We start from the raw sequence: 19,754 nt of genomic DNA on the forward strand, positions 1-19,754 counted from the left end.
TGGAGCTTTCGCGGTTGCACAAAACCGCCGACCTGCTAACCCAACGTCATGCAACGCGCTATTCCGATCATGTTCATCGCCATGTCACTGATCCCCGCAGGGGACAGCGCGGGTAAAATCCTGACTTCAGGCATGGGGGTGGCGCCGGTCTTCGTGGCATGGTCGCGCTTTGCCATCGGGGCGCTGATGGTCCTGCCGTTCCTGCCCCGTGGCACGTGGGGGCTGATGCGCGATTGGCGGCTCTGGCTGCGGGCGGGCACCTTGGCCTTGGGGATCACCTGCATTCAAACCGCGCTCAGGACCGAGGCGATTGCCAATGTCTTTGCCGCCTTCTTTATCGGGCCAATGATCAGCTACCTGCTGGCCGCGATCTTTCTGCGCGAGCGCATCAGCCTGCTGCGCAGCGCGTTGATTCTGCTGGGTTTTTGCGGCGTGCTGCTGGTGGTGCGCCCGGGGCTGGGCGGTGGCACAGGCGGGCCGGGGCTGCTCTTTGCCGTGGCGGCGGGGCTGTTCTACGGCGTCTTTCTCACCATGTCGCGCTGGCTGTCTGACCTCGCCCCGCCCCTTGCGCTGACCTTTACCCAACTGGCGATGAGCGCGGTGATGCTGCTGCCTCTGGGTCTGATGAACCTACCCGCAGCCACCCTACCCGTCGCAGGGCTGGCCACTGCAAGCGCGCTGTTTTCGATGCTGGGCAATCTGCTGCTGCTCTATGCCTACCGCCGGGCGCCCGCCACGCGGCTGGCACCCTTGGTCTATTTCCAACTGATCGCGGCGGTGCTGCTGGGATTGTTTCTGTTCAGTACCCTGCCCGATGCGCTGACTTGGGCGGGGCTTGCGGTGATCATCACCGCGGGCATCACCTCGGCCCGGCTACGCTGAACGCCAGCCCCCCGCCGCGCGCAATGCGGTGGAAGAGACATCGACCATCGGCACATTGACGAAACACCACGCCGGCGCCGTGGCGCGGCCCAGCAACTGGCTGTTCCGCCCTGCGATCCGGTAGGGCGCATAAAGCGCTGCCGCCCGGCTCATCCGGGCCGAGATGCGCTGCCCGGGCCGCGCCAGCACGCCCACCGGCACCGTCTCCATGATCTGCCGCCAGTCTTGCCAGAGGTGGAACTGCGCAAGGTTGTCGGCCCCCATCAGCCAGACGAACCGCACGCCGGGATAATGCCGCCGCAGCGCGGCCAGCGTCTCAGCTGTGTAACGGGTGCCAAGCTGCGCCTCGATATCCGTGATCTCGACCTTGGGATGATCCATCACCGCCCGCGCCCGGGCCATGCGTTGCGCCATGGGCGCCGGGCCATGCTCTTTCAACGGGTTGCCGGGGCTCAGCAGCCACCAGACCCGATCCAGCCCAAAGCGTTTCAATGCCTCGCGGGTGATATGCGCATGCCCCTCATGCGCCGGGTCAAAGGACCCGCCCAACAGGCCCACGACCTGCCCTTTGGTGGCGAATGGCAAGGTATTGCGCAAGAAAATGGCCCCCGATCCGAAATCAGGGGCCAAAGGAGGGGCATTGCAGCCCTTTGTCAATGCGAAGCCCTTACTTGTGCTTCACGATCTCGCCCGAACGCAGCCGCGCGACATAGCTGTTCAACTCGCGCTTCACGATCGGCATCAGGAAGTAGAGCGCGATGATGTTCACGATCGCCATGGAGAAGAGCATCGCATCGCTAAAGTCGATCACCGGCCCAAGGCTCGCCGCCGCACCGATCACGATGAAGAGACAGAAGATCACCTTGAACGTCAGCTCCTTCGCCGCCCCCTCGCCAAACAGATAGGTCCATGCCTTGAGGCCATAGTAGGACCAGCTGATCATGGTCGAGAAGGCAAAGAGCACAACCGCCACCATCAGCAGGATCGGGAACCACGAGAAGGCCCGCGCATAGGCCGCCGAGGTCAGCGCCACGCCGCTCACGTCACCTTCTGTCGCGATCCGGCCCGCCTCGGCGTTCCAGATGTAGAGACCGGTTTCAGGGTCTTGGTTGAGCACGCCGCTGATCACGATGACCAGCGCGGTCATGGTGCAGATCACCACCGTGTCGATGAAGGGCTCCAAAAGGGCCACGTAACCTTCGGTCACCGGCTCCTTGGTGCGCACCGCCGAGTGGGCGATGGCGGCCGAACCGATGCCCGCCTCGTTGGAGAAGGCCGCGCGGCGGAAGCCTTGGATCAACGCGCCGGTAAACCCGCCGACCACGCCAAGGCCGGTAAAGGCGCCCATGAAGATCTGGCCAAAGGCCCAGCCGATCATATCCCAGTTAATGATCAGGATCAGGATCGAGACCAGCACATAGAAGATGCCCATGAAAGGCACGATCTTTTCAGTCACCCGCGCGATGGATTTCAAACCGCCCGCGATCACCGCAAAGGTCACGCCCGCAAGGACAACCCCGGTGATCCAGCCTGGATAGTCACCCAAGACCCCCGCAAGCTGGGCATGGGCTTGGTTGGCTTGGAACATATTGCCGCCGCCAAGCGCGCCGAGGATGGTGAAGATCGAAAACAGCACCGCCATAAAGCCACCCAGCGGCAGGCCCCGCTCGGAGAAGCCTTTGACGATGTAATACATCGGCCCGCCCGAGACATGGCCGTCGGGGAATTCATTGCGGTATTTCACACCAAGCGTACATTCGGTGAACTTGGTCGCCATGCCGAACAGGCCCGCGATCACCATCCAAAAGGTCGCCCCCGGCCCGCCGATGCTGACCGCCACCGCAACGCCCGCGATGTTGCCCAGACCCACGGTGCCCGACAGCGCCGTCGCCAGCGCTTGGAAGTGGCTCACCTCGCCCGCGTCGTCGGGATCGGAGTAATCCCCCTTCACAAGTTGGATCGAATGCCAGAACCCTTTGAGCTGGATGGCCCCGAAATAAACGGTGAAGACCACGGCCCCTACGACCAGCCAAAGCGCGATCCAAGAGAAATTCGTCCCCGGCAGCGGGGCAAAGATGAATGACACATACCAGCCGGTGTAATCGGCAAAGATCTGGTTGATACGTTGGTCGACGCCCGCAGTCTCTTGCGCGGCGGCAAGGCCCGGCAGCAATGACGCAAAGGCTGCCATCGCAAAGGTCAGTAACTTGTTCATGGCGTTTCCTTTCAGGGAATGATCGTGACCGGCACGCTGGAGCCCGCGACCAACCGGCCCGTCACCCCACCAAAGAGCCGCTTGAGGCCCCGCTCACCAACCCGCCCGACGACGATCTGAACCGCGCCGCGCTTTTTGGCCACCGCTTCGAGGATATCGGCCACATCGCCATGCCGCACGATCCCCTCGACCTCGACACCGGCGGCCTTGGCCTCGGCCACGGCAGGGTCGAGCACCACGTCATGGGCGCGCTGCAACTCCTGCTCGCGTCGCTTGTGGCGCTGCTCGTTCTCTTCCTTGGTCTGAAAGGTGAAAGGCGACCATTCGATCACAAAGCAAACGGTGATCGAACAATCCCCGATCTGTTTGGCCTGTGACTGGGCAAACGCCAAGGCTCGCGCGCCGGCCTCCGACCCGTCCAGACCCACAACGATGGTGGATTTTGTCATGAGTATTTCCCTGTTGTTGCGCTGAAACCGGCGCACCGCGAACGGCGAGAACCGCCTTCAACCTCCCTACTCTGCGCTAGGCGGTTTTTACCGTCCAACCGCAGATTGAATAAATTCTAGCGCGAAAACGGCAGAAAAGTCGACCGAATTTCACTGATCGACTGCGCAGATCGCCTGCCAAACCATTGCAAAACCACCCGATAGCCCGCACCGCCCGTTGTGGCGCAGGGTGCCGGGGCACGCCCTGCAAGGCCCCGCCGGGCAAGGTGCCTGCACGATACAGAGTGTTTGATATTGCCCCGCCCGGGCGATATTGCACTGCAAACCCCAAAACGCGTTGCAAGGATTCTCCAATGGCCGCCTATCAATACGTCTATCACATGTCCGGCGTCTCCAAGACCTATCCCGGGGGCAAGAAGACATTCGAAAACATCCACCTGAACTTCCTCCCCGGCGTGAAGATCGGTGTCGTCGGCGTCAACGGCGCGGGTAAGTCCACCCTGCTCAAGATCATGGCCGGGCTCGACAAGGATTTCTCGGGCGAGGCTTGGGCCGCCGAGGGCGCCAAGGTCGGCTACCTGCCGCAGGAGCCGAAGCTCGACCCCGAAAAAACCGTGCGCGAGAACGTGATGGAGGGCGTGGCCGAGAAGAAGGCGATCCTCGACCGTTACAACGAATTGGCGATGAACTACTCGGATGAGACCGCCGAGGAGATGGCCAAGCTGCAAGACGACATCGACGCGCAGAACCTCTGGGACCTCGACAGCCAGATCGACGTGTCGATGGAGGCGCTGCGCTGCCCGCCGGACGACGCGATGCCGGAAAACCTCTCGGGCGGTGAGGCGCGCCGCGTGGCGCTCTGTAAGCTGCTTCTCGAAGCACCCGACATGCTGCTGCTCGATGAACCGACCAACCACCTCGACGCCGAGACCATCGCTTGGCTGCAGCAGCACCTGATCGACTACAAGGGCACCATCCTCTGCGTCACCCACGACCGTTACTTCCTTGACGACATCACCGGCTGGATTCTTGAGCTCGACCGCGGCCGCGGCATTCCTTACGAGGGCAACTACTCCGACTGGCTGGAGCAAAAGGCCAAGCGTCTGGCGCAGGAAGCCCGCGAGGACAAGTCCAAGCAAAAGACGCTGGAGCGCGAACTCGAGTGGATGCGCCAAGGCGCCAAGGCCCGTCAGGCGAAATCCAAGGCCCGGATCGCGGCCTATAACGAGATGGCCGAACAATCTGAGCGCGAAAAGCTTTCCCGCGCCCAGATCGTCATCCCCAACGGTCCGCGCCTCGGCAACAAGGTGATCGAGGTCGAAGGTCTGAAGAAGCACATGGGCGACAAGCAGTTGATCGACGGGCTCGACTTCTCGCTGCCACCGGGCGGCATCGTTGGTGTGATCGGCCCCAACGGCGCGGGTAAATCGACGCTCTTCAAGATGCTGACCGGGCATGAGAAACCCGACGAGGGCAGCATCGAATACGGCGACACGGTTGAGCTGTCCTACGTCGACCAAAGCCGCGACGATCTGAACCCCGACGACACCGTCTGGCAGGCGATCTCGGGCGGGGCGGAGCTGATCAAGCTGGGTGATGCCGAGGTGAACAGCCGCGCCTATTGCTCGTCCTTCAACTTCAAGGGCGGCGACCAGCAGAAGAAAGTAGGCCTTTTGTCGGGCGGTGAGCGCAACCGTGTGCACATGGCGCGGCTGCTGAAAGAGGGCGGCAACGTGCTGCTGCTTGACGAACCGACCAACGATCTGGACGTCGAAACACTCCGCGCGCTCGAAGATGCGCTGGTGGATTTCGCCGGCTGCGCCGTGGTCATCTCGCACGACCGTTTCTTCCTCGACCGGATTTGTACGCATATTCTGGCCTTCGAGGGCGAAGCGCATGTCGAGTGGTTCGAGGGCAACTTCGAAGACTACGAGGAAGACAAGAAGCGCCGTCTGGGTGCCGATGCGCTGGAGCCCAAGCGTCTGAAGCACAAGAAGTTCGCGCGGTAAGCCTTGCGACTTAGCGATTTGGAGGGCGTCGGAATTCCGGCGCCCTTTTTCTTTTGCGCAACGCCGCAACAGCCCCGCCCGGTGGTATACCGGGCATCGCCCTCCCTCCCCCCGGAGGGCGTTTCTGCAACGCTACAACAGCTTGCCAGACCTCCACATCCTGCAGCGCCCTGCCAAACAGCGCGGTAGCGGTTCGCCCCCCAGGGAGGGCGACGCCCTTACCGCTTACCTTCAACGCAAAAACCCGCCCGCGATGCGGACGGGTCTATCCCTTCAAAGGCTCCTGCCCTCAGCGTTCGTCGTCGATCGCCGTTTCCAACTGGGCAAAGAGATTGTCCTCATCATGCCGCACCAGACCATGGAGCGGATCCCAGCTTTGCAGATATTCGCGCAGTTTGTTGCTGGCCGACAGACCCGACCAGAGGCGCTGTTCGGTCACCGAATGCACCTGCAAGGACGGGGGCAGCCCGCCGTTCATGCCCTTGCCATCCCAGTTCTTCTCCAGATGCTCGCGCATCCGCTCGGCCATAGAGGCCGTGTTCAACCGCGCGCGACTCATCACCACGCCAATGAAACGCCCGCTGCCCGCATAGGCCAGATGAAAACGCATGCCCTCCAGCGAATGTACCGAAGCGCGGGCCACCTGCTCCATCTGGCGGCGGAAGGCCGGCGCCTTGACCGCGCGGTAGATGCCGCGCGCCCCCTCGACCGAGATCGAAAACAGGCTCATCGAGAAACAGCCGCTCGGCAGGCGCAGCAGGTAATTCTCAAGCGCGGAGACGTTGCTACAGGCCGAGACATCGAGATCGAAATCTTCGTCAAAGCGGATTTGCATCATCTGCGTCAACTCGGTCAGCGTATGCTGCGCCTCGCGTTCGCGCAGCAGAGACGCGTTGAGCATGCTGGCGGCATTGATCCGCGCGCTGAGTTCGACACCATCCAGCGGTTTGCAAAGGAAATCCGTGGCACCCGCGTCAAAGGCCCGCTGCATCATCGCAGGCTCTTTGCTGGCGGTGATCATGATGATCGGCACGGCGCGGTAAAAGGGCACATCGCGGATCATCTCACACAGGCTGATCCCGTTGATGCCCGGCATCATGATATCAAGCAGGAAGGAATCGAAGGGCCGGTTCGACTCCTGCATGATCTCCAGCGCTTCTTCCGAGCTTTCGCAGCAGGTCAGCTCGTAATTGTCATTCTCGGTCAGGCAACCTGTGAGCAGATCAAGGATGACCGGGTCATCGTCTACGGCAAGGATACGCATCATGTCTCGTTACTCCACATGGGGGGCGCTGGCAGGCGCACTTGGGGCTTTCTGGCAAAAAACCACCTACGCCGGGCAGTAATGAGACCGGTTTGCGGCAAACTCGGGACGGTGCAATTTGGCGTGTTTCCCGCAAAATATGGGGATCGCGAAACTTCGTGGCGGGAATTTGCCGAAATCTGCGCTCCCGGACCCGCCGAAACCCGCCAAAATGCGATGCCCCTTGAACGAATCCCCCCCGAGTGCAATATAGACGGTGCAGACGTTATCTTTTTCGACCCACTGTCTCCCTCATACGGCGCTCAGTCTATCGATCCAGACCAACCACGCCGGGCCATCGCACCAACGCGGATGGCATCAATATGGAGACTACGGATATGGCCACTGGCACCGTAAAATGGTTCAACACAACTAAAGGCTTCGGATTCATCGCACCCGACGGCGGCAGCAAAGACGTTTTCGTGCACATTTCCGCTGTTGAGCGCGCTGGCCTGACCGGCCTGGCCGACAACCAGAAAGTGACCTTCGACATCGAAGCTGGCCGTGACGGCCGTGAATCCGCGACCAACCTCGCGCTGGCCTAAGGCCCGGGGGCTTCGGCCCTGATGCAAGAATTCGAACCGACCTGCCGATACCGGCAGGTCGGTTTTTTTATGTCCGGCCTTGCTAAAATGGCCTCCCATGGCAAAATGCGGGCGAAACGCATTATTTTGATGGAGCCTGCCATGCGCCGCCGTACCTTTTTGACCAGCACCGTGGCCGCGGCCGCCCTTCCCCTGATGGCGCAGGCCCGCACCGCCGCCTATGACCCCGCCCCGCAGATGGTCCCGGTCAAGGCACAATATGCGCCCGGGCAATTGCTGATTCTGCCGCGGAGCCATTACCTCTATTTCGTGACGTCGCCGGGCCAAGCGATGCGCTATGGCGTAGGTGTCGGCAAAGCGGGGCTGGAGTTCACCGGCACCGCGACCATCGACGTGAAAAAGGAATGGCCCACATGGCGGCCAACCAATGAGATGATCGAACGCGACCCGCAAGCCTACAAACGTTTCATCGGCAACACCGACGCCCAGCCCGGCGGCCCCGGCAACCCCTTGGGCGCGCGGGCGCTCTACCTGTTCCAGAACGGGCGGGACACCTATTTCCGCATCCACGGCACCACGCAGCCGAACTCCATCGGGCGGTCCGTGTCGAACGGCTGTATCCGGATGCTGAACGAGCATGTGATCGACCTGTACCAGCGGGTGCCGATTGGGACGAAGGTTACGGTGCTCTAAGGCCCCATTCGACAACACCCGGCCCGGAATCAAGCCGCAGGCGCCGGGCCATCGCCTGCCCGCCCCGACGGGTAGGCGATTTAGTGAGTTCGGGTGCACCATTGCGAAGGCGCATCACGGCTGAACCATAAAGTGGCACGAGGCCCCCTCGGATCGCCGACCCGCGTGCAGGGGCTGGCCCTTCCCACCAAGAAAAAGGGCCAGCGCAGCGCCGGCCCCTCCCCTCATCATAGACGCCAAAGCTTACTGAAGCGCCTTATCCGTCACATCATGTGTCCAAGCGCCCTCAGGCGCCTTGGTGATCATACCACCTTCCATGGTGATCTCCGCACTCCGATCAAAAGCCGCCTCGTCCAGCCGTCCATCGCTGCCCTCGGTCAGCTTCGCGATCTCGCCCATCATGCGGGTCTGGTGCTTTTCAGTCTGCGCGCCGGTCTGGTCGTTTTCCAGCACAATGTCAGCAGCTTCCTCGACATTCTCCTCGGCGTATTTCCAGCCTTTCATGGAGGCCCGGACGAAACGCGCCAGCTTGTCGACCATCTCGGGCTCTTCGAGGTTCTCTTCGGTGGTATAAAGACCGTCCTCCAGCGTGGAGATGCCTTCGTCCTCATATTTGAAGACCACCAGATCCTCGGGCGCCAGCCCTGCGTCGATCACCTGCCAATATTCGTTGTAGGTCATGGTGGTGGCGCATTCGACCTGCTTTTGCAGCAAGGGGTCGACGTTGAAGTTGATCTTCTGGATCGTCACGCCGCCTTCGGAGCCATCGGTCGGATAGCCCAGCTTGCCCATCCAACTCATCAGCGGAATCTCATTGCCGAAGAACCATGTCCCAAGCGTGTTGCCGGGGAAGTCCTCGGGGCTTTCGATGCCATGTTCCTTAAGGCAAGTGAGCATCAGGCCGGATTTCGCGAAGGGCTGTGCGATGTTGACGATCGGCGCGCCCTTCTCCCGCGCGGCCAGCGCCGAGGGCAGCCAGTCCACCATCACGTCGGCCCCGCCGCCCAAGAGCACCTGCACCGGCGCGATGTCCGGGCCGCCGGGCTTGATCGTGACATCCAGCCCCTCTTCCTCGTAGAACCCCTTGTCCTTGGCCACATAGTAGCCCGCGAACTGGGCCTGCGTGACCCATTTGAGCTGTAGCGTCAGGTCGTCGGCGGCCTGCGCCACGCCCCCCCAGAGGCCCAAGGCGGCCCCGGCAGCGATCTTCGTGATGGTTTTCATTTTTATCTCCCTGTTGGTTGGTCGTCTCTAGTTCCTTTGGCTGGGGTGCCAGAAGGTCACCCGTCCTTCGATAAGGGCCATGATACCATAGAACGCCGACCCGGCGAGTGCCGCGACAACAATCTCAGCCCAGACCAGATCAAGCGCAAGCTGCCCAACCGAGGTGGAGATGCGAAAGCCCATGCCCAGCACCGGAGAGCCGAAGAATTCAGCAACAATGGCGCCAATGAGGGCAAGGGTGGTGCCGATCTTCAACCCGTTGAAGACAAAAGGCATCGCCGCGGGCAGCCGCAGCTTCAGAAGCGTCCGCCAATAGCCCGCCGCATAGGTGCGCATCAGGTCGCGCTGCATCGCATCACTGGCCTGCAGCCCCTGCACCATGTTCACCAGCATCGGGAAGAACACCATGACCACGACAATCGCCGCCTTGGACTGCCAGCCGAAGCCGAACCACATCACCATGATCGGCGCCATGCCGATGATCGGCAGCGCAGCCACGAAGTTGCCCACCGGCAAAAGGCCGCGTTGCAAGAACGGAAAGCGGTCAATCGCCAGCGCCGTCAGGAAAGCCGCGCCGCAGCCGATGATGTAGCCGCTCAGCGCCCCCTTGATGACGGTCTGCACGAAGTCGATCCACAGGATATCGAGCGACGTGGCCATGCGCGCCGCGATGACCGAGGGCGCAGGCAGCAGCACTTGGTTGATCTCGAACCCGCGCACCACGCCCTCCCAAACGGCGATCAGCGTGATGCCAAAGACCAGCGGAGCCGCCAGCGACGCGCCCCGCGAGGGCCGCTGCCGCGCCAGCCAGACGTTGAGCGACAGGCCCGCGACCCATGCGACGATGGCAAAAAGAACCCAGCCCATCATGCCATCCCCATCCGTTTCAAGGTCAGCCGCTGCACCAGCCCGATAAGCCCCACCATGGCCGCCGCAAGCGCCGCCGCCATGAGAAGCGCGCTCCAGATCTGCACGGTCTGGCCGTAGTAGCTGCCCGCCAGCAAGCGCGCGCCAAGGCCCGCGACAGCGCCCGTCGGCATCTCACCCACGATGGCCCCGACCAGCGAGGCCGCGACACCGACCTTCAGCGAAGTAAAGAAATAAGGCATCGAGGACGGCAGCCGCAGTTTCCAGAAGGTCTGCCAGCCGCTCGCGTTCCATGTCCGCATCTGGTCAAGCTGCATCTGGTCGGGGCTGCGCAGCCCCTTCACCATGCCCACTACGACGGGGAAGAACGACAGATACATGCTGATGATCGCCTTGGGCAGCAGGCCCGACAGGCCCACGGCATTCAAGACCACGATGATCATCGGTGCGATGGCGAGGATCGGAATCGTCTGGCTGGCGATCACCCAAGGCATCACGCTCATGTCCATCGTGCGGTTGAAGACGATCCCGACAGCGAGGAGCGTGCCGAGCGCGGTGCCCATGACAAAGCCCAGAAAGGTCGCGCTGAAGGTGACCCATGTGTGATAGACAAGCGAGCGTTTCGAAGTGACCTTCTTCATCACCGTGGTCTCCCACAGTTCGGCCCCCACCTGATGCGGTGCGGGCAGCTTGGGCTTATCCTGCGACCACGTATCGGCCACCAATTCCGAGAATGTCAGCGTCTTGTCCGCTCGCGCCGCCACATCCCGCGCCCATTGCGCGTTAAGCGCGACAGCGGCGCCATACCAAACGACAATCAACAGCCCCACGACCGTGAGAACGGGGATAATGTTACGCATCAATCGTCCCCATGCCCGGCGCGCAGCCCCTCGCGCACGCGGTGCGCGATTTCCAGAAACTCGGGCGTCTCGCGGATCTCCAGCGGCCGCTCGCGCGGCAGCGGGCTTTCGATCACGTCGGCGATCCGTCCGGGACGCGGGCTCATCACCACGATCTTGGTGCTGAGGTACACCGCCTCGGGGATCGAATGGGTGACGAAGGCGATGGTCTTTTCGGTGCGCGCCCAGAGCTTCAACAGTTGCTCGTTGAGGTGGTCGCGCACGATCTCGTCCAGCGCGCCGAAAGGTTCGTCCATCAGCAGGATGTCGGCATCGAAGGACAGCGCCCGCGCGATGGAGGCACGCTGCTGCATCCCGCCCGAAAGCTGCCAAGGAAACTTCTTCTCAAACCCCGAAAGCTCCACGAGGTCGAGCACCCGTTTCACCCGCTGGTCCTGCTCGGCCCGGGGCACGCCCATGATCTCCAGCGGCAAGCGGATGTTGCCGCCGATGGTGCGCCATGGATAGAGGCCCGCCGCTTGGAAAACATAGCCATAGGCCCGCGATTTACGCGCTTCCTCGGGCGAGACACCGTTGATGGTCACGCTGCCGCCGGTGGGCTGCTCTAGGTCGGCCATGACCCGCAGGAAGGTCGTCTTGCCGCAGCCCGAGGGGCCGATGAAGCTGACGAAATCCCCTTTGTGGATCTCGAGGTTCACGTCTTTCAACGCATGGACCGGCCCGTCATTGGTTTGAAAGGTCAGGTCAAGATTGCTGGCGCTGATCACGCTCTGGCTGTCATTCACGTATTTTACTTCCCTGTTGGTCGGCCGCTTTTAGCGCGGCACTTTACCCGGTCGTCGTGGCGGTTCTACATGGCTCAAATCCCCGCCGGGATGTTCAGCGGATCGCGCTTGATCATCTTGGGGCTGTTGAGTTCCTTCCATTTGCTGAGGGCGACGTTTGCGCTCGGGAAGGCCGGGCGCGGCACGAAACGGCCCCGGCCGGGCTGCGGCTGGCTGTTCTGACCCCAGGCCCAGATCACCTCACCGCGGCTCAGGGTATAGCGGCTCTGCGCCTTGACCTCGAAGCCTTCGAAGACGTTGTAATCCAGCACCGAATGGTGGTTCGTGGGGCTGATCGTCTTGGTGATCTTCGGATCCCAAACCACGATATCGGCATCCGCCCCTTCGACGATCGCACCCTTCTGCGGATAGATGTTGAGGATCTTGGCGATATTGGTCGAGGTCGCGGCGACGAACTCGTTCGGCGTCAGCCGGCCCGTTTCCACCCCTTCGGTCCAGAGCACGGCCAGACGCTCCTCCAGCCCGTTCGAGCCGTTGGGAATGATCCGGAAATCATCGCGGCCCGCACGTTTCTGCTCGGTCGAGAAGGCGGCATGATCCGTCGCCACCACCTGCAGGCTGCCCGATTGCAAACCGGCCCAGAGACTGTCCTGATGGTCTTTCGAACGGAACGGCGGCGACATGACGCGGCGCGCGGCATGGTCCCAATCGGTGTTGAAATACTCAGACTCGTCCAGCGTCAGGAACTGGATCAGCGGCTCGCCGTAAACCCGCATCCCCTTCTGCCGCGCGCGTCGGATCGCCTCATGGGTCTGCTCGCAGGACACATGCACGATATAAAGCGGCACGCCCGCGGTATCGGCGATCGTGATGGCGCGGTTCGCGGCCTCGCCCTCGAGTTCCGGCGGGCGGGAATAGGCGTGGCCCTCGGGCCCGGTGATGCCCTGATCGAAATACTTCTGCTGCAACTCGGCCACCAGATCGCCGTTCTCGGCATGGACCATCGGCAGCGCGCCCAATTCGGCGCAGCGCTTGAAGGAGGCGAACATCTCGTCGTCCTCGATCATCAAGGCGCCCTTGTAGGCCATGAAGTGTTTGAAGCTGTTCACCCCCATGTCGACCGCGTCTTTCATCTCGTTAAAGACGTTTTCGTCCCAGCCGGTGACGGCCATGTGATAGCCGATGTCCGAGCAGATCTGCGGCGCCGACTTGCGGTGCCATTCGTTGATCGCGTTCTTGATCGACCCATCGGCGCCGGGCAGGCAGAAGTCGACCACCATCGTGGTGCCGCCCACCGCCGCGGCCCATGTGCCGGACTCGAAGGTCTCAGCCGCCGTGGTGCCCATGAAAGGCATCTCCAGATGCGTATGCGGATCGATCCCGCCGGGGATCACATAGGCGCCTTCCGCGTCGATGTATTCGTCACCCGTGAGGTCCTCGCCGATGCGCTTGATCTTCTCTCCCTCGATCAGCACGTCGGCCTTCCACGTCCGGTCCGCCGTGCAGACCATGCCACCTTTGATTACCTTGCTCATCTTTCTCTCCCCATCTTTCTGGCTGTTCACATCGGGGGGCCGGGGCAGCACCCCGGACCTCCGCCCGAGTGTTCAGCCCTCTATTTCCGCTGTCTCCAGCACCGCATGGAGCAGCACATCCGCCCCCGCCTTGGCCCAATCCTTGGTGATCTCCTCTGCCTCGTTATGGCTCAGACCATCGACACAGGGGCACATCACCATCGCCGTGGGGGCCACGCGATTGATCCAGCAGGCGTCATGCCCCGCGCCAGAGATCAGGTTCATATGGCTGTAGCCCAGCCGTTCGGCGGCGTTGCGCACAGCCGTTACGCAACCCTCATCAAAGGCCACGGGATCAAAGCCGCCGACCTTTTCAAATTCGATCTGCACATCCATATCGTCGGCGATCTTTTGACCCTCTTCGCGCAGACGGACCTCCATATCCTCGATGACCGACAGTTCGGGCGACCGGAAATCGACGGTAAAGACCGTCTTGCCGGGGATCACGTTGCGCGAATTGGGATAGACCTCGATATGGCCCGCCGCGCCGACCGCATGGGGCGCGTGGCTGAGCGCGATCTCGTTCACCTTCTCCAATACCCGCGCCATGCCCAGCCCCGCGTCGCGGCGCATCGGCATGGGGGTGGAGCCTGTGTGGCTGTCCTTGCCGGTGATCGTCACCTGCGTCCAGCTTAAGCCCTGCCCGTGGGTCACAACACCGATGTCCTTGCCCTCGGCCTCGAGGATCGGGCCCTGTTCGATGTGCAACTCGAAGAAGGCATGCATCTTGCGCGCGCCGACTTCCTCGTCGCCCTTCCAGCCGATGCGCTGCAACTCGTCGCCAAAGCGCTTGCCCTCGGCATCGGTGCGCGCGTAGGCCCAGTCTTGCGTGTGGATGCCAGCAAAAACCCCCGACGACAGCATCGCGGGGGCGTAACGGGTGCCTTCTTCGTTGGTGAAGTTGGTCACGACGATCGGGTGTTTGGTCTTGATGCCCAGATCGTTCATCGTGCGGATGATCTCCAACCCGCCGAGCACGCCAAGGATGCCATCGTATTTCCCGCCCGTCGGCTGGGTGTCGAGGTGGCTGCCCACATAGACCGGCAGCGCATCGGGGTCGGTGCCCTCCCGCTGGGCGAACATATTGCCCATTTGATCAAGTCCCATTGTACAGCCCGCCTCTTTGCACCACTTTTGGAACAGGGCGCGGCCCTCGGCGTCTTCGTCCGTCAGCGTCTGGCGGTTGTTGCCCCCCGCCACGCCGGGGCCGATCTTGGCCATTTCCATCAAGGAATCCCACAGACGGTCGGGATCAATCTTGAGGTTCTCTCCGGGCGCGGGCATAGGTCACTCCTCTGTCATCGGCTGGGGCCGTGTTGTTTTTTTACCATTTGGTAAATCCACGATTGCGATTAGGTTAGGCTCTGTCAAGAACTGGTTTGAAACAACCCGCCGCCGATCCGGCAAACGCCTTTTTTAGCAGCACCAAGGATCATTGCCTTGCCCGAAAGCACCGCCAAGAAACCCAGCCGCATCCAACGACGCAACCGCCGGGTGATTCTGGATGCCGCGCTCGAAGTCTTTTCCAAACACGGCTACCGGGGTGCCACGCTGGATCAGATCGCCGCCGAGGCTGGGCTGAGCAAACCGAATATTCTCTATTACTTCAATGGCAAAGAAGACATTCACGTCACTTTGCTGTCGCAGCTGATGGAAACATGGCTCGACCCGCTGGTGGAACTGGACCCCGAAGGCGACCCCCGGCGCGAGATTTTGGACTATGTCGAACGCAAGCTGACCATGTCGCGCGAATTGCCGCGCGAGAGCCGTCTTTTCGCCAATGAAATCCTGCAAGGCGCACCCCGGATCGAGCCGGAATTGCACAGCCATCTCAAACCCCTGTTCGATGAGAAATGCGCCGTGATCGCGGGCTGGGTGGCGGCGGGAAAACTGCCCGCGCTGGACCCGCAGCACCTGATCTTCTCGATCTGGGCCACAACCCAGCACTACGCGGATTTCGAGGCGCAGGCGCAGATCCTGCTCGGCGCCGAGACCGACCCCCGCCCCCGCGCGCAGGCCCATCTTCAGGCGATGTTCGGCGCGCTTTTGGACCAGCCCGCGCCAGCGCCAAACGGTTAACCATAACGGCCAGTGGCGCCCTGCGTTTAATCCCCCGTTAACACATGCCCCGCCAGTCTGACTGGCGGGTGCGGGCTCCTTCCAAGGTAAAGGGGCAGTGATGAATGTAGGCGATATAAAGGGCGCAGGGGCTGCGCGGGATGCGAAGTGCGCAAATCCGGCAGCGTCCGATGAACCAGCGGGCGCACCGCCCGTCACCCGCGAAGAGATGGCCCGGGATGCGGCAATGGCGCTGATCGTGGCGCGGCGGGAGATGGCAGAGATACCGCCCCCCGCTGCCGATACCGCCACCCCGTCGCGCAGAAAGTCCTGAACGCGGGGCGCGGTGGCACTTGTCTTACTCCGCCGGTTCGACCGCGTGGACGGAGGGGTTATTGGGGTGCGTCGTCCAGTTGGCATAGTCCGGCGTCACCGTCTTGCCCGTGCGCAGATCGGTGGCACCCGCCGCCAGTTCCTCCATCGAGATGCAGTCTTCGACCGGGCAAACATTGACGCAGAGGTTGCAGGCGACGCATTCCTCTTCGATCACGGTAAAGGTGCGGTCTTCGGACATGGCGATGGCTTGGTGGCTGGTGTCCTCGCAAGCCGCAAAGCAACGACCGCAGGAGATGCACAGGTCCTGATCGATCTTCGCCTTGGCGACGTAGTTCAGGTTCAACTGGTTCCAGTCGGTCACGTTCGGCACCGCGCGGCCCACCAGTTGGTCGACCGAAGTCAGCCCCTTCTCGTCCATATATTCCGACAGGCCCGAGATCATCTCTTGCACCACCTTGAAGCCATAGGTCATGGCCGCCGTGCAGACCTGCACGTTGCCCGCGCCGAGAGCGAGAAACTCCGCCGCGTCGCGCCATGTGGTGACGCCGCCGATGCCGCTGATCGGCAGACCACGGGTCTCGGCGTTGCGCGCAATCTCGGCCACCATATTGAGGGCAATGGGCTTCACCGCCGGGCCGCAATAGCCGCCATGGGTGCCCTTGCCGTCGATCGTGGGCTCAGGCGCGAAGAGGTCCAGATCGACCGAGGTGATCGAGTTGATCGTGTTGATCAGGCTTACCGCATCTGCACCGCCCCGCTTGGCAGCCTCGGCGGGGTAGAGCACATTGGTGATGTTCGGCGTCAGCTTCACGATCACCGGCATGCGGGTGTACATCTTGCACCAGCGGGTGACCATTTCGATATATTCCGGTACCTGCCCCACGGCAGAGCCCATGCCGCGCTCGGCCATGCCATGCGGGCAGCCGAAGTTCAGCTCAATGCCGTCGGCGCCGGTCTCCTCTACATGCGGCAGAATGGCTTTCCACGCCTCCTCCTCACAAGGGACCATGATCGAGGCGATGAGCGCGCGATCCGGATAGTCGCGTTTCACCGCCTTCATCTCGCGCAGGTTCACTTCCAGCGGGCGGTCGGTGATGAGCTCGATGTTGTTGAGCCCGAGAAGCCGCCGATCCGCGCCCCAGATCGCGCCGTAGCGCGGGCCATTGACGTTGACCACCGGCGGCCCTTCGGAGCCGAGGGTCTTCCAGACCACCCCGCCCCAGCCCGCCTCATAGGCGCGGCGCACGTTGTATTCCTTGTCCGTCGGCGGGGCGGAGGCCAGCCAGAACGGGTTGGGGGATTTGATCCCGATGAATTCGCTTCTCAGATCAGCCATGTTATGTCTCCCTCTCGGCGCGGCCTCAGCCCGCCGCCCCCATCAATGTGGTGTGAATGTCCATCGCCGCGTCGCGGCCCTCGGCCACGGCGGTCACGGTGAGGTCATCACCACCGCTGGCGCAATCGCCCCCGGCCCAAACGCCTTCCAGACTGGTACGCCCGGTGCCGTCGACCTTGATCTTGCGACCGTCGAGGTCGGGTAGCCCATCGCCCAAAAGCGTCTGGCCAATGGCCTTGAACACCTGATCCGCTTGCAGGCGCAGGGTTTGGCCGGTGCCCTTCATCGCTTCATCGACATATTCGAACTCGATCTCGCGCACCGAGCCGTTGCCATGCACCGCAATCGGCACTGCATGGGTCACGATCCGCACGCCTTTGGAGGCCGCAAGGTCTTGCTCGAACACGCTCGCGTTCATCCGGTCGCGCCCGCGGCGATAGACCAGCGTCACATTGAGCGCGCCAAGCAGTTTCGCCTGCACCGCCGCGTCCACCGCCGTCATCCCGCCACCGATCACCACCACATCGCGGCCAATCGGCACGCCGGAGATATCGCTGGCTTGCCGCAGTTCGGCGATGAAATCGACCGCATTGGCAACCCCGGCCTTATCCTCGCCCTCGGCCCCGAGGGCATTGACGCCGACCAGCCCCATCCCGAGGAAAACCGCGTCGTAATCGGCCTTCAGTTCATCGAGAGTGACATCCCGGCCCACGGCAACCTCATGCCGGAAGGTGATCCCGCCGATCTGCATCAGCCAATCCACCTCGGCCTGCGCGAAGCCGTTCGGGGTCTTATAGGCCGCAATGCCATATTCGTTCAGCCCGCCGGGCTTGGGCCGCGCGTCGATGATCTCGACATCATGGCCCAGCATCGCCAGACGGTGCGCGCAGGACAGACCCGCAGGCCCCGCGCCCACCACTGCGATACGCTTGCCCGTGGCTGCGGCCCGTTCAAACGGATGCACGCCCTGCGCCATCAAATGATCCGTCGCATAGCGCTGCAACTGGCCGATCAACACCGGCTTGCCCTCGGCCACCTCGCGCACGCAGACCTCTTCGCAGAGCGTCTCTGTCGGGCAGACCCGGGCGCACATGCCGCCGAGGATGTTCTGGCTCAGTATCGTCTTGGCCGCCGCATCGGGCGTGCCCGTGGCGATCTGCCGAATGAACAGCGGAATGTCGATATCGGTCGGGCAGGCCGTCATGCAGGGCGCGTCGTGGCAAAAGTAACAGCGGTCCGCCGCGACCAGTGCCTCATGTTCGTCCAAGGGCGGATGAAGATCCGAAAACCCCTCGGCATAGCTCTGCGGTTCTAACCGCCCCGGAACGATCCCCGGCTCAAACACATCTCGTGCCATATCAAAATCCCTGTCGTTTTCTTGGTGTTTTGAAAACGCTCTCACGGAATCATTTTTTTATCAACTGGTAAATTTTTGAAAAACGCGCCTTCCGGAAAATCCCGAGATGCCTGCCAGTTTTGTAACAGGCAGGTTATATTTCATGGGCGCTTCCTTGCTTGCGCCCCCTCGCCCCGTAAAAATCCTTGATTTTAAAAATAGAGATTCCAATATCACAACTGCGACGCGAAGACTTTTCGACCCGGCTGCCCTAAGGCTCCAGCGATCACGAATTCGACCGAGCCGCGCTGCCGCATGTTGCGGGCAGATCAAAGAGAGGGAGACACGGGGCATGGCTACTGGCACCGTAAAATGGTTCAACACGACAAAAGGCTACGGCTTCATCGCACCGGATGCGGGCGGCAAGGACATCTTTGTCCATATTTCCGCAGTGGAACGCGCCGGGCTGACCGGGCTGGCCGACAACCAAAAGGTCACTTTTGACGTCGAAGCGGGCCGCGATGGCCGCGAAAGCGCGAGCAACATCGCGCTGGCCTGAACGGGCCACATCACGAGGATCGAAACGGACGCTGCGGCGTCCGTTTTTGTTAGCGGCGCTCGGCGGCGCGGGCGGCAAGCTCTGCCACCGCAGGGCCGATGTCCTCCACGATCAGCGCCACCCCTTCGGCATTGGGGTGGATGCCGTCGCCTTGGAAATAGCGCTGCACCGTCTCGCTCCGCGCGCTGGCGGCATTCTTTTCCTCGGCCAGCAGGCCGGTAAAAAAGTCCGGGTAAAACAGCGTGCCGTAAGCCTCGGCCAGATCGGGGTAGAGCCCTTCGAACTCCGCCTTATAGCCTGGCCCATAGTTGCCCGGCGCGCTCATGCCGACCAAGAGCACCTCAACCTCCGCCTTTTCCGCAGCGGCAAAGATGCCGTCGATGTTGCCGCGCGCCTGCGCCGGGTCCAGCCCGCGCAGCAGGTCGTTGCCCCCCAGCGTCACGATCATCGCGTCCACCTCGGGCGTCAGGGTCCAGTCGACCCGCGCCAGCCCGCCAGCGGTGGTATCGCCCGACACGCCCGCGTTGAGGATCTTGGCCTCGACCCCCTCGGCATCCAGCCAGTCTTGCAATTGCGGCACGAACCCCTCCTCGGCGGGCAGCCCGTAGCCTTGGGTCAGGCTATCGCCGAGGGCTGCGATCACCACCTCCTCGGCCTGCGCCGCGTTGCCTAAAATAAAGGCAAAACAGATCAATACCTTGCGCATCCTTCGCGGACCTCCAT

20 protein-coding genes are annotated in these 19,754 nt (G+C 62.4%); 7 read left to right on the forward strand and 13 right to left on the reverse strand.

The window, feature by feature from the left end; translation table 11 throughout:
• The first annotated feature begins 48 nt into the window (after positions 1–48).
• Positions 49–882 (forward strand): DMT family transporter, encoded by an 834-nt coding sequence (locus tag ACGYLA_RS09005; RefSeq protein ID WP_394418327.1) that lies wholly within the window; start codon positions 49–51, stop codon positions 880–882.
• On the opposite strand, the gene ACGYLA_RS09010 is transcribed toward ACGYLA_RS09005, so the two are convergent.
• The 3 genes from ACGYLA_RS09010 to ACGYLA_RS09020 all read right to left on the reverse strand — a co-directional run bounded on the left by ACGYLA_RS09010 (position 874) and on the right by ACGYLA_RS09020 (position 3,546).
• Positions 874–1,479: a nicotinate-nucleotide adenylyltransferase gene (locus tag ACGYLA_RS09010; RefSeq protein ID WP_394431977.1), complete on the reverse strand. Its 606-nt coding sequence runs from the start codon at positions 1,477–1,479 to the stop codon at positions 874–876. The genes ACGYLA_RS09005 and ACGYLA_RS09010 overlap by 9 nt on opposite strands.
• 70 nt (positions 1,480–1,549) lie before the next feature.
• Positions 1,550–3,097: an alanine/glycine:cation symporter family protein gene (locus ACGYLA_RS09015; RefSeq protein ID WP_394431979.1), complete on the reverse strand. Its 1,548-nt coding sequence runs from the start codon at positions 3,095–3,097 to the stop codon at positions 1,550–1,552.
• A gap of 11 nt (positions 3,098–3,108) precedes the next feature.
• Entirely contained in the window at positions 3,109–3,546 is a 438-nt protein-coding gene (locus tag ACGYLA_RS09020) for a universal stress protein (protein WP_168612985.1), read from the reverse strand.
• 353 nt (positions 3,547–3,899) lie between these two features.
• On the opposite strand from ACGYLA_RS09020, the gene ettA reads away from it, so the two are divergent.
• Complete coding sequence (gene ettA, locus ACGYLA_RS09025) at positions 3,900–5,555, forward strand: energy-dependent translational throttle protein EttA (RefSeq protein WP_394431981.1); 1,656 nt, start codon at positions 3,900–3,902, stop codon at positions 5,553–5,555.
• A gap of 289 nt (positions 5,556–5,844) precedes the next feature.
• On the opposite strand, the gene ACGYLA_RS09030 is transcribed toward ettA, so the two are convergent.
• The gene (locus ACGYLA_RS09030) at positions 5,845–6,822 is read right to left on the reverse strand and encodes a PleD family two-component system response regulator (RefSeq protein WP_394431983.1); all 978 of its coding nucleotides are present in this window, start codon (positions 6,820–6,822) and stop codon (positions 5,845–5,847) included.
• A gap of 374 nt (positions 6,823–7,196) precedes the next feature.
• Here ACGYLA_RS09030 and ACGYLA_RS09035 point away from each other — a divergent pair, with 374 nt between their 5' ends.
• Together ACGYLA_RS09035 and ACGYLA_RS09040 are read left to right on the forward strand one after the other, a co-directional pair.
• On the forward strand, positions 7,197–7,403 hold the full coding sequence (locus tag ACGYLA_RS09035; RefSeq protein WP_067265226.1) for a cold-shock protein: 207 nt from the start codon (positions 7,197–7,199) through the stop codon (positions 7,401–7,403).
• Positions 7,404–7,544: 141 nt separating this feature from the next.
• Positions 7,545–8,096 (forward strand): L,D-transpeptidase, encoded by a 552-nt coding sequence (locus tag ACGYLA_RS09040; RefSeq protein WP_067265327.1) that lies wholly within the window; start codon positions 7,545–7,547, stop codon positions 8,094–8,096.
• Between the two features lie 243 nt (positions 8,097–8,339).
• Here ACGYLA_RS09040 and ACGYLA_RS09045 read toward each other — a convergent pair whose 3' ends face one another.
• The 6 genes from ACGYLA_RS09045 to ACGYLA_RS09070 all read right to left on the reverse strand — a co-directional run bounded on the left by ACGYLA_RS09045 (position 8,340) and on the right by ACGYLA_RS09070 (position 14,690).
• A complete protein-coding gene (locus ACGYLA_RS09045; RefSeq protein WP_394431985.1) occupies positions 8,340–9,320 on the reverse strand; it encodes an ABC transporter substrate-binding protein in 981 nt (326 codons plus the stop codon).
• Between the two features lie 27 nt (positions 9,321–9,347).
• A complete protein-coding gene (locus tag ACGYLA_RS09050; protein WP_394432093.1) occupies positions 9,348–10,187 on the reverse strand; it encodes an ABC transporter permease in 840 nt (279 codons plus the stop codon).
• Entirely contained in the window at positions 10,187–11,047 is an 861-nt protein-coding gene (locus ACGYLA_RS09055) for an ABC transporter permease (RefSeq protein ID WP_394431987.1), read from the reverse strand. Before ACGYLA_RS09055 ends, ACGYLA_RS09050 begins: the two co-directional genes overlap by 1 nt.
• Positions 11,047–11,832: an ABC transporter ATP-binding protein gene (locus ACGYLA_RS09060; RefSeq protein ID WP_067265237.1), complete on the reverse strand. Its 786-nt coding sequence runs from the start codon at positions 11,830–11,832 to the stop codon at positions 11,047–11,049. Before ACGYLA_RS09060 ends, ACGYLA_RS09055 begins: the two co-directional genes overlap by 1 nt.
• A 74-nt stretch (positions 11,833–11,906) precedes the next feature.
• Positions 11,907–13,367 (reverse strand): dihydropyrimidinase, encoded by a 1,461-nt coding sequence (hydA, locus tag ACGYLA_RS09065; RefSeq protein ID WP_394431990.1) that lies wholly within the window; start codon positions 13,365–13,367, stop codon positions 11,907–11,909.
• Between the two features lie 72 nt (positions 13,368–13,439).
• Positions 13,440–14,690, reverse strand: a complete 1,251-nt coding sequence (locus ACGYLA_RS09070) for a Zn-dependent hydrolase (RefSeq protein WP_394431992.1) — start codon at positions 14,688–14,690, stop codon at positions 13,440–13,442.
• Between the two features lie 156 nt (positions 14,691–14,846).
• Here ACGYLA_RS09070 and ACGYLA_RS09075 point away from each other — a divergent pair, with 156 nt between their 5' ends.
• Together ACGYLA_RS09075 and ACGYLA_RS09080 are read left to right on the forward strand one after the other, a co-directional pair.
• On the forward strand, positions 14,847–15,485 hold the full coding sequence (locus ACGYLA_RS09075; protein ID WP_209217043.1) for a TetR family transcriptional regulator C-terminal domain-containing protein: 639 nt from the start codon (positions 14,847–14,849) through the stop codon (positions 15,483–15,485).
• A 100-nt stretch (positions 15,486–15,585) separates the two neighbouring features.
• Positions 15,586–15,798, forward strand: coding sequence for a hypothetical protein (locus ACGYLA_RS09080; protein ID WP_394431995.1), 213 nt, complete (start codon positions 15,586–15,588; stop codon positions 15,796–15,798).
• 24 nt (positions 15,799–15,822) lie between these two features.
• Here the strand turns inward: ACGYLA_RS09080 and preA are convergent, their stop codons facing one another.
• Both preA and ACGYLA_RS09090 read right to left on the reverse strand, forming a co-directional pair.
• Positions 15,823–17,136: an NAD-dependent dihydropyrimidine dehydrogenase subunit PreA gene (gene preA, locus ACGYLA_RS09085; RefSeq protein ID WP_394431996.1), complete on the reverse strand. Its 1,314-nt coding sequence runs from the start codon at positions 17,134–17,136 to the stop codon at positions 15,823–15,825.
• A gap of 25 nt (positions 17,137–17,161) precedes the next feature.
• Positions 17,162–18,493, reverse strand: a complete 1,332-nt coding sequence (locus tag ACGYLA_RS09090; protein WP_394431998.1) for an NAD(P)-dependent oxidoreductase — start codon at positions 18,491–18,493, stop codon at positions 17,162–17,164.
• Between the two features lie 331 nt (positions 18,494–18,824).
• Here ACGYLA_RS09090 and ACGYLA_RS09095 point away from each other — a divergent pair, with 331 nt between their 5' ends.
• Positions 18,825–19,031 (forward strand): cold-shock protein, encoded by a 207-nt coding sequence (locus ACGYLA_RS09095; RefSeq protein ID WP_209217039.1) that lies wholly within the window; start codon positions 18,825–18,827, stop codon positions 19,029–19,031.
• A 49-nt stretch (positions 19,032–19,080) separates the two neighbouring features.
• Here ACGYLA_RS09095 and ACGYLA_RS09100 read toward each other — a convergent pair whose 3' ends face one another.
• Positions 19,081–19,737, reverse strand: a complete 657-nt coding sequence (locus ACGYLA_RS09100; RefSeq protein ID WP_394432000.1) for an arylesterase — start codon at positions 19,735–19,737, stop codon at positions 19,081–19,083.
• Positions 19,738–19,754 lie beyond the last annotated feature (17 nt).

Origin of the sequence: Sulfitobacter sp. 1A13679 (assembly GCF_043557115.1) — a bacterium.
Lineage (GTDB): Bacteria > Pseudomonadota > Alphaproteobacteria > Rhodobacterales > Rhodobacteraceae > Sulfitobacter > Sulfitobacter faviae.

What these genes read in the sequence shown, in the direction of transcription:
- ACGYLA_RS09005 (WP_394418327.1), top strand. Translation starts at nt 49, where the DNA reads ATGCAACGCGCTATTCCGATCATGTTCATCGCCATGTCACTGATCCCC.
- ACGYLA_RS09015 (WP_394431979.1), bottom strand. Translation starts at nt 3,097, where the DNA reads ATGAACAAGTTACTGACCTTTGCGATGGCAGCCTTTGCGTCATTGCTG.
- ACGYLA_RS09020 (WP_168612985.1), bottom strand. Translation starts at nt 3,546, where the DNA reads ATGACAAAATCCACCATCGTTGTGGGTCTGGACGGGTCGGAGGCCGGC.
- ettA (WP_394431981.1), top strand. Translation starts at nt 3,900, where the DNA reads ATGGCCGCCTATCAATACGTCTATCACATGTCCGGCGTCTCCAAGACC.
- ACGYLA_RS09030 (WP_394431983.1), bottom strand. Translation starts at nt 6,822, where the DNA reads ATGATGCGTATCCTTGCCGTAGACGATGACCCGGTCATCCTTGATCTG.
- ACGYLA_RS09035 (WP_067265226.1), top strand. Translation starts at nt 7,197, where the DNA reads ATGGCCACTGGCACCGTAAAATGGTTCAACACAACTAAAGGCTTCGGA.
- ACGYLA_RS09040 (WP_067265327.1), top strand. Translation starts at nt 7,545, where the DNA reads ATGCGCCGCCGTACCTTTTTGACCAGCACCGTGGCCGCGGCCGCCCTT.
- ACGYLA_RS09045 (WP_394431985.1), bottom strand. Translation starts at nt 9,320, where the DNA reads ATGAAAACCATCACGAAGATCGCTGCCGGGGCCGCCTTGGGCCTCTGG.
- ACGYLA_RS09050 (WP_394432093.1), bottom strand. Translation starts at nt 10,187, where the DNA reads ATGGGCTGGGTTCTTTTTGCCATCGTCGCATGGGTCGCGGGCCTGTCG.
- ACGYLA_RS09055 (WP_394431987.1), bottom strand. Translation starts at nt 11,047, where the DNA reads ATGCGTAACATTATCCCCGTTCTCACGGTCGTGGGGCTGTTGATTGTC.
- hydA (WP_394431990.1), bottom strand. Translation starts at nt 13,367, where the DNA reads ATGAGCAAGGTAATCAAAGGTGGCATGGTCTGCACGGCGGACCGGACG.
- ACGYLA_RS09070 (WP_394431992.1), bottom strand. Translation starts at nt 14,690, where the DNA reads ATGCCCGCGCCCGGAGAGAACCTCAAGATTGATCCCGACCGTCTGTGG.
- ACGYLA_RS09080 (WP_394431995.1), top strand. Translation starts at nt 15,586, where the DNA reads ATGAATGTAGGCGATATAAAGGGCGCAGGGGCTGCGCGGGATGCGAAG.
- preA (WP_394431996.1), bottom strand. Translation starts at nt 17,136, where the DNA reads ATGGCTGATCTGAGAAGCGAATTCATCGGGATCAAATCCCCCAACCCG.
- ACGYLA_RS09090 (WP_394431998.1), bottom strand. Translation starts at nt 18,493, where the DNA reads ATGGCACGAGATGTGTTTGAGCCGGGGATCGTTCCGGGGCGGTTAGAA.
- ACGYLA_RS09095 (WP_209217039.1), top strand. Translation starts at nt 18,825, where the DNA reads ATGGCTACTGGCACCGTAAAATGGTTCAACACGACAAAAGGCTACGGC.
- ACGYLA_RS09100 (WP_394432000.1), bottom strand. Translation starts at nt 19,737, where the DNA reads ATGCGCAAGGTATTGATCTGTTTTGCCTTTATTTTAGGCAACGCGGCG.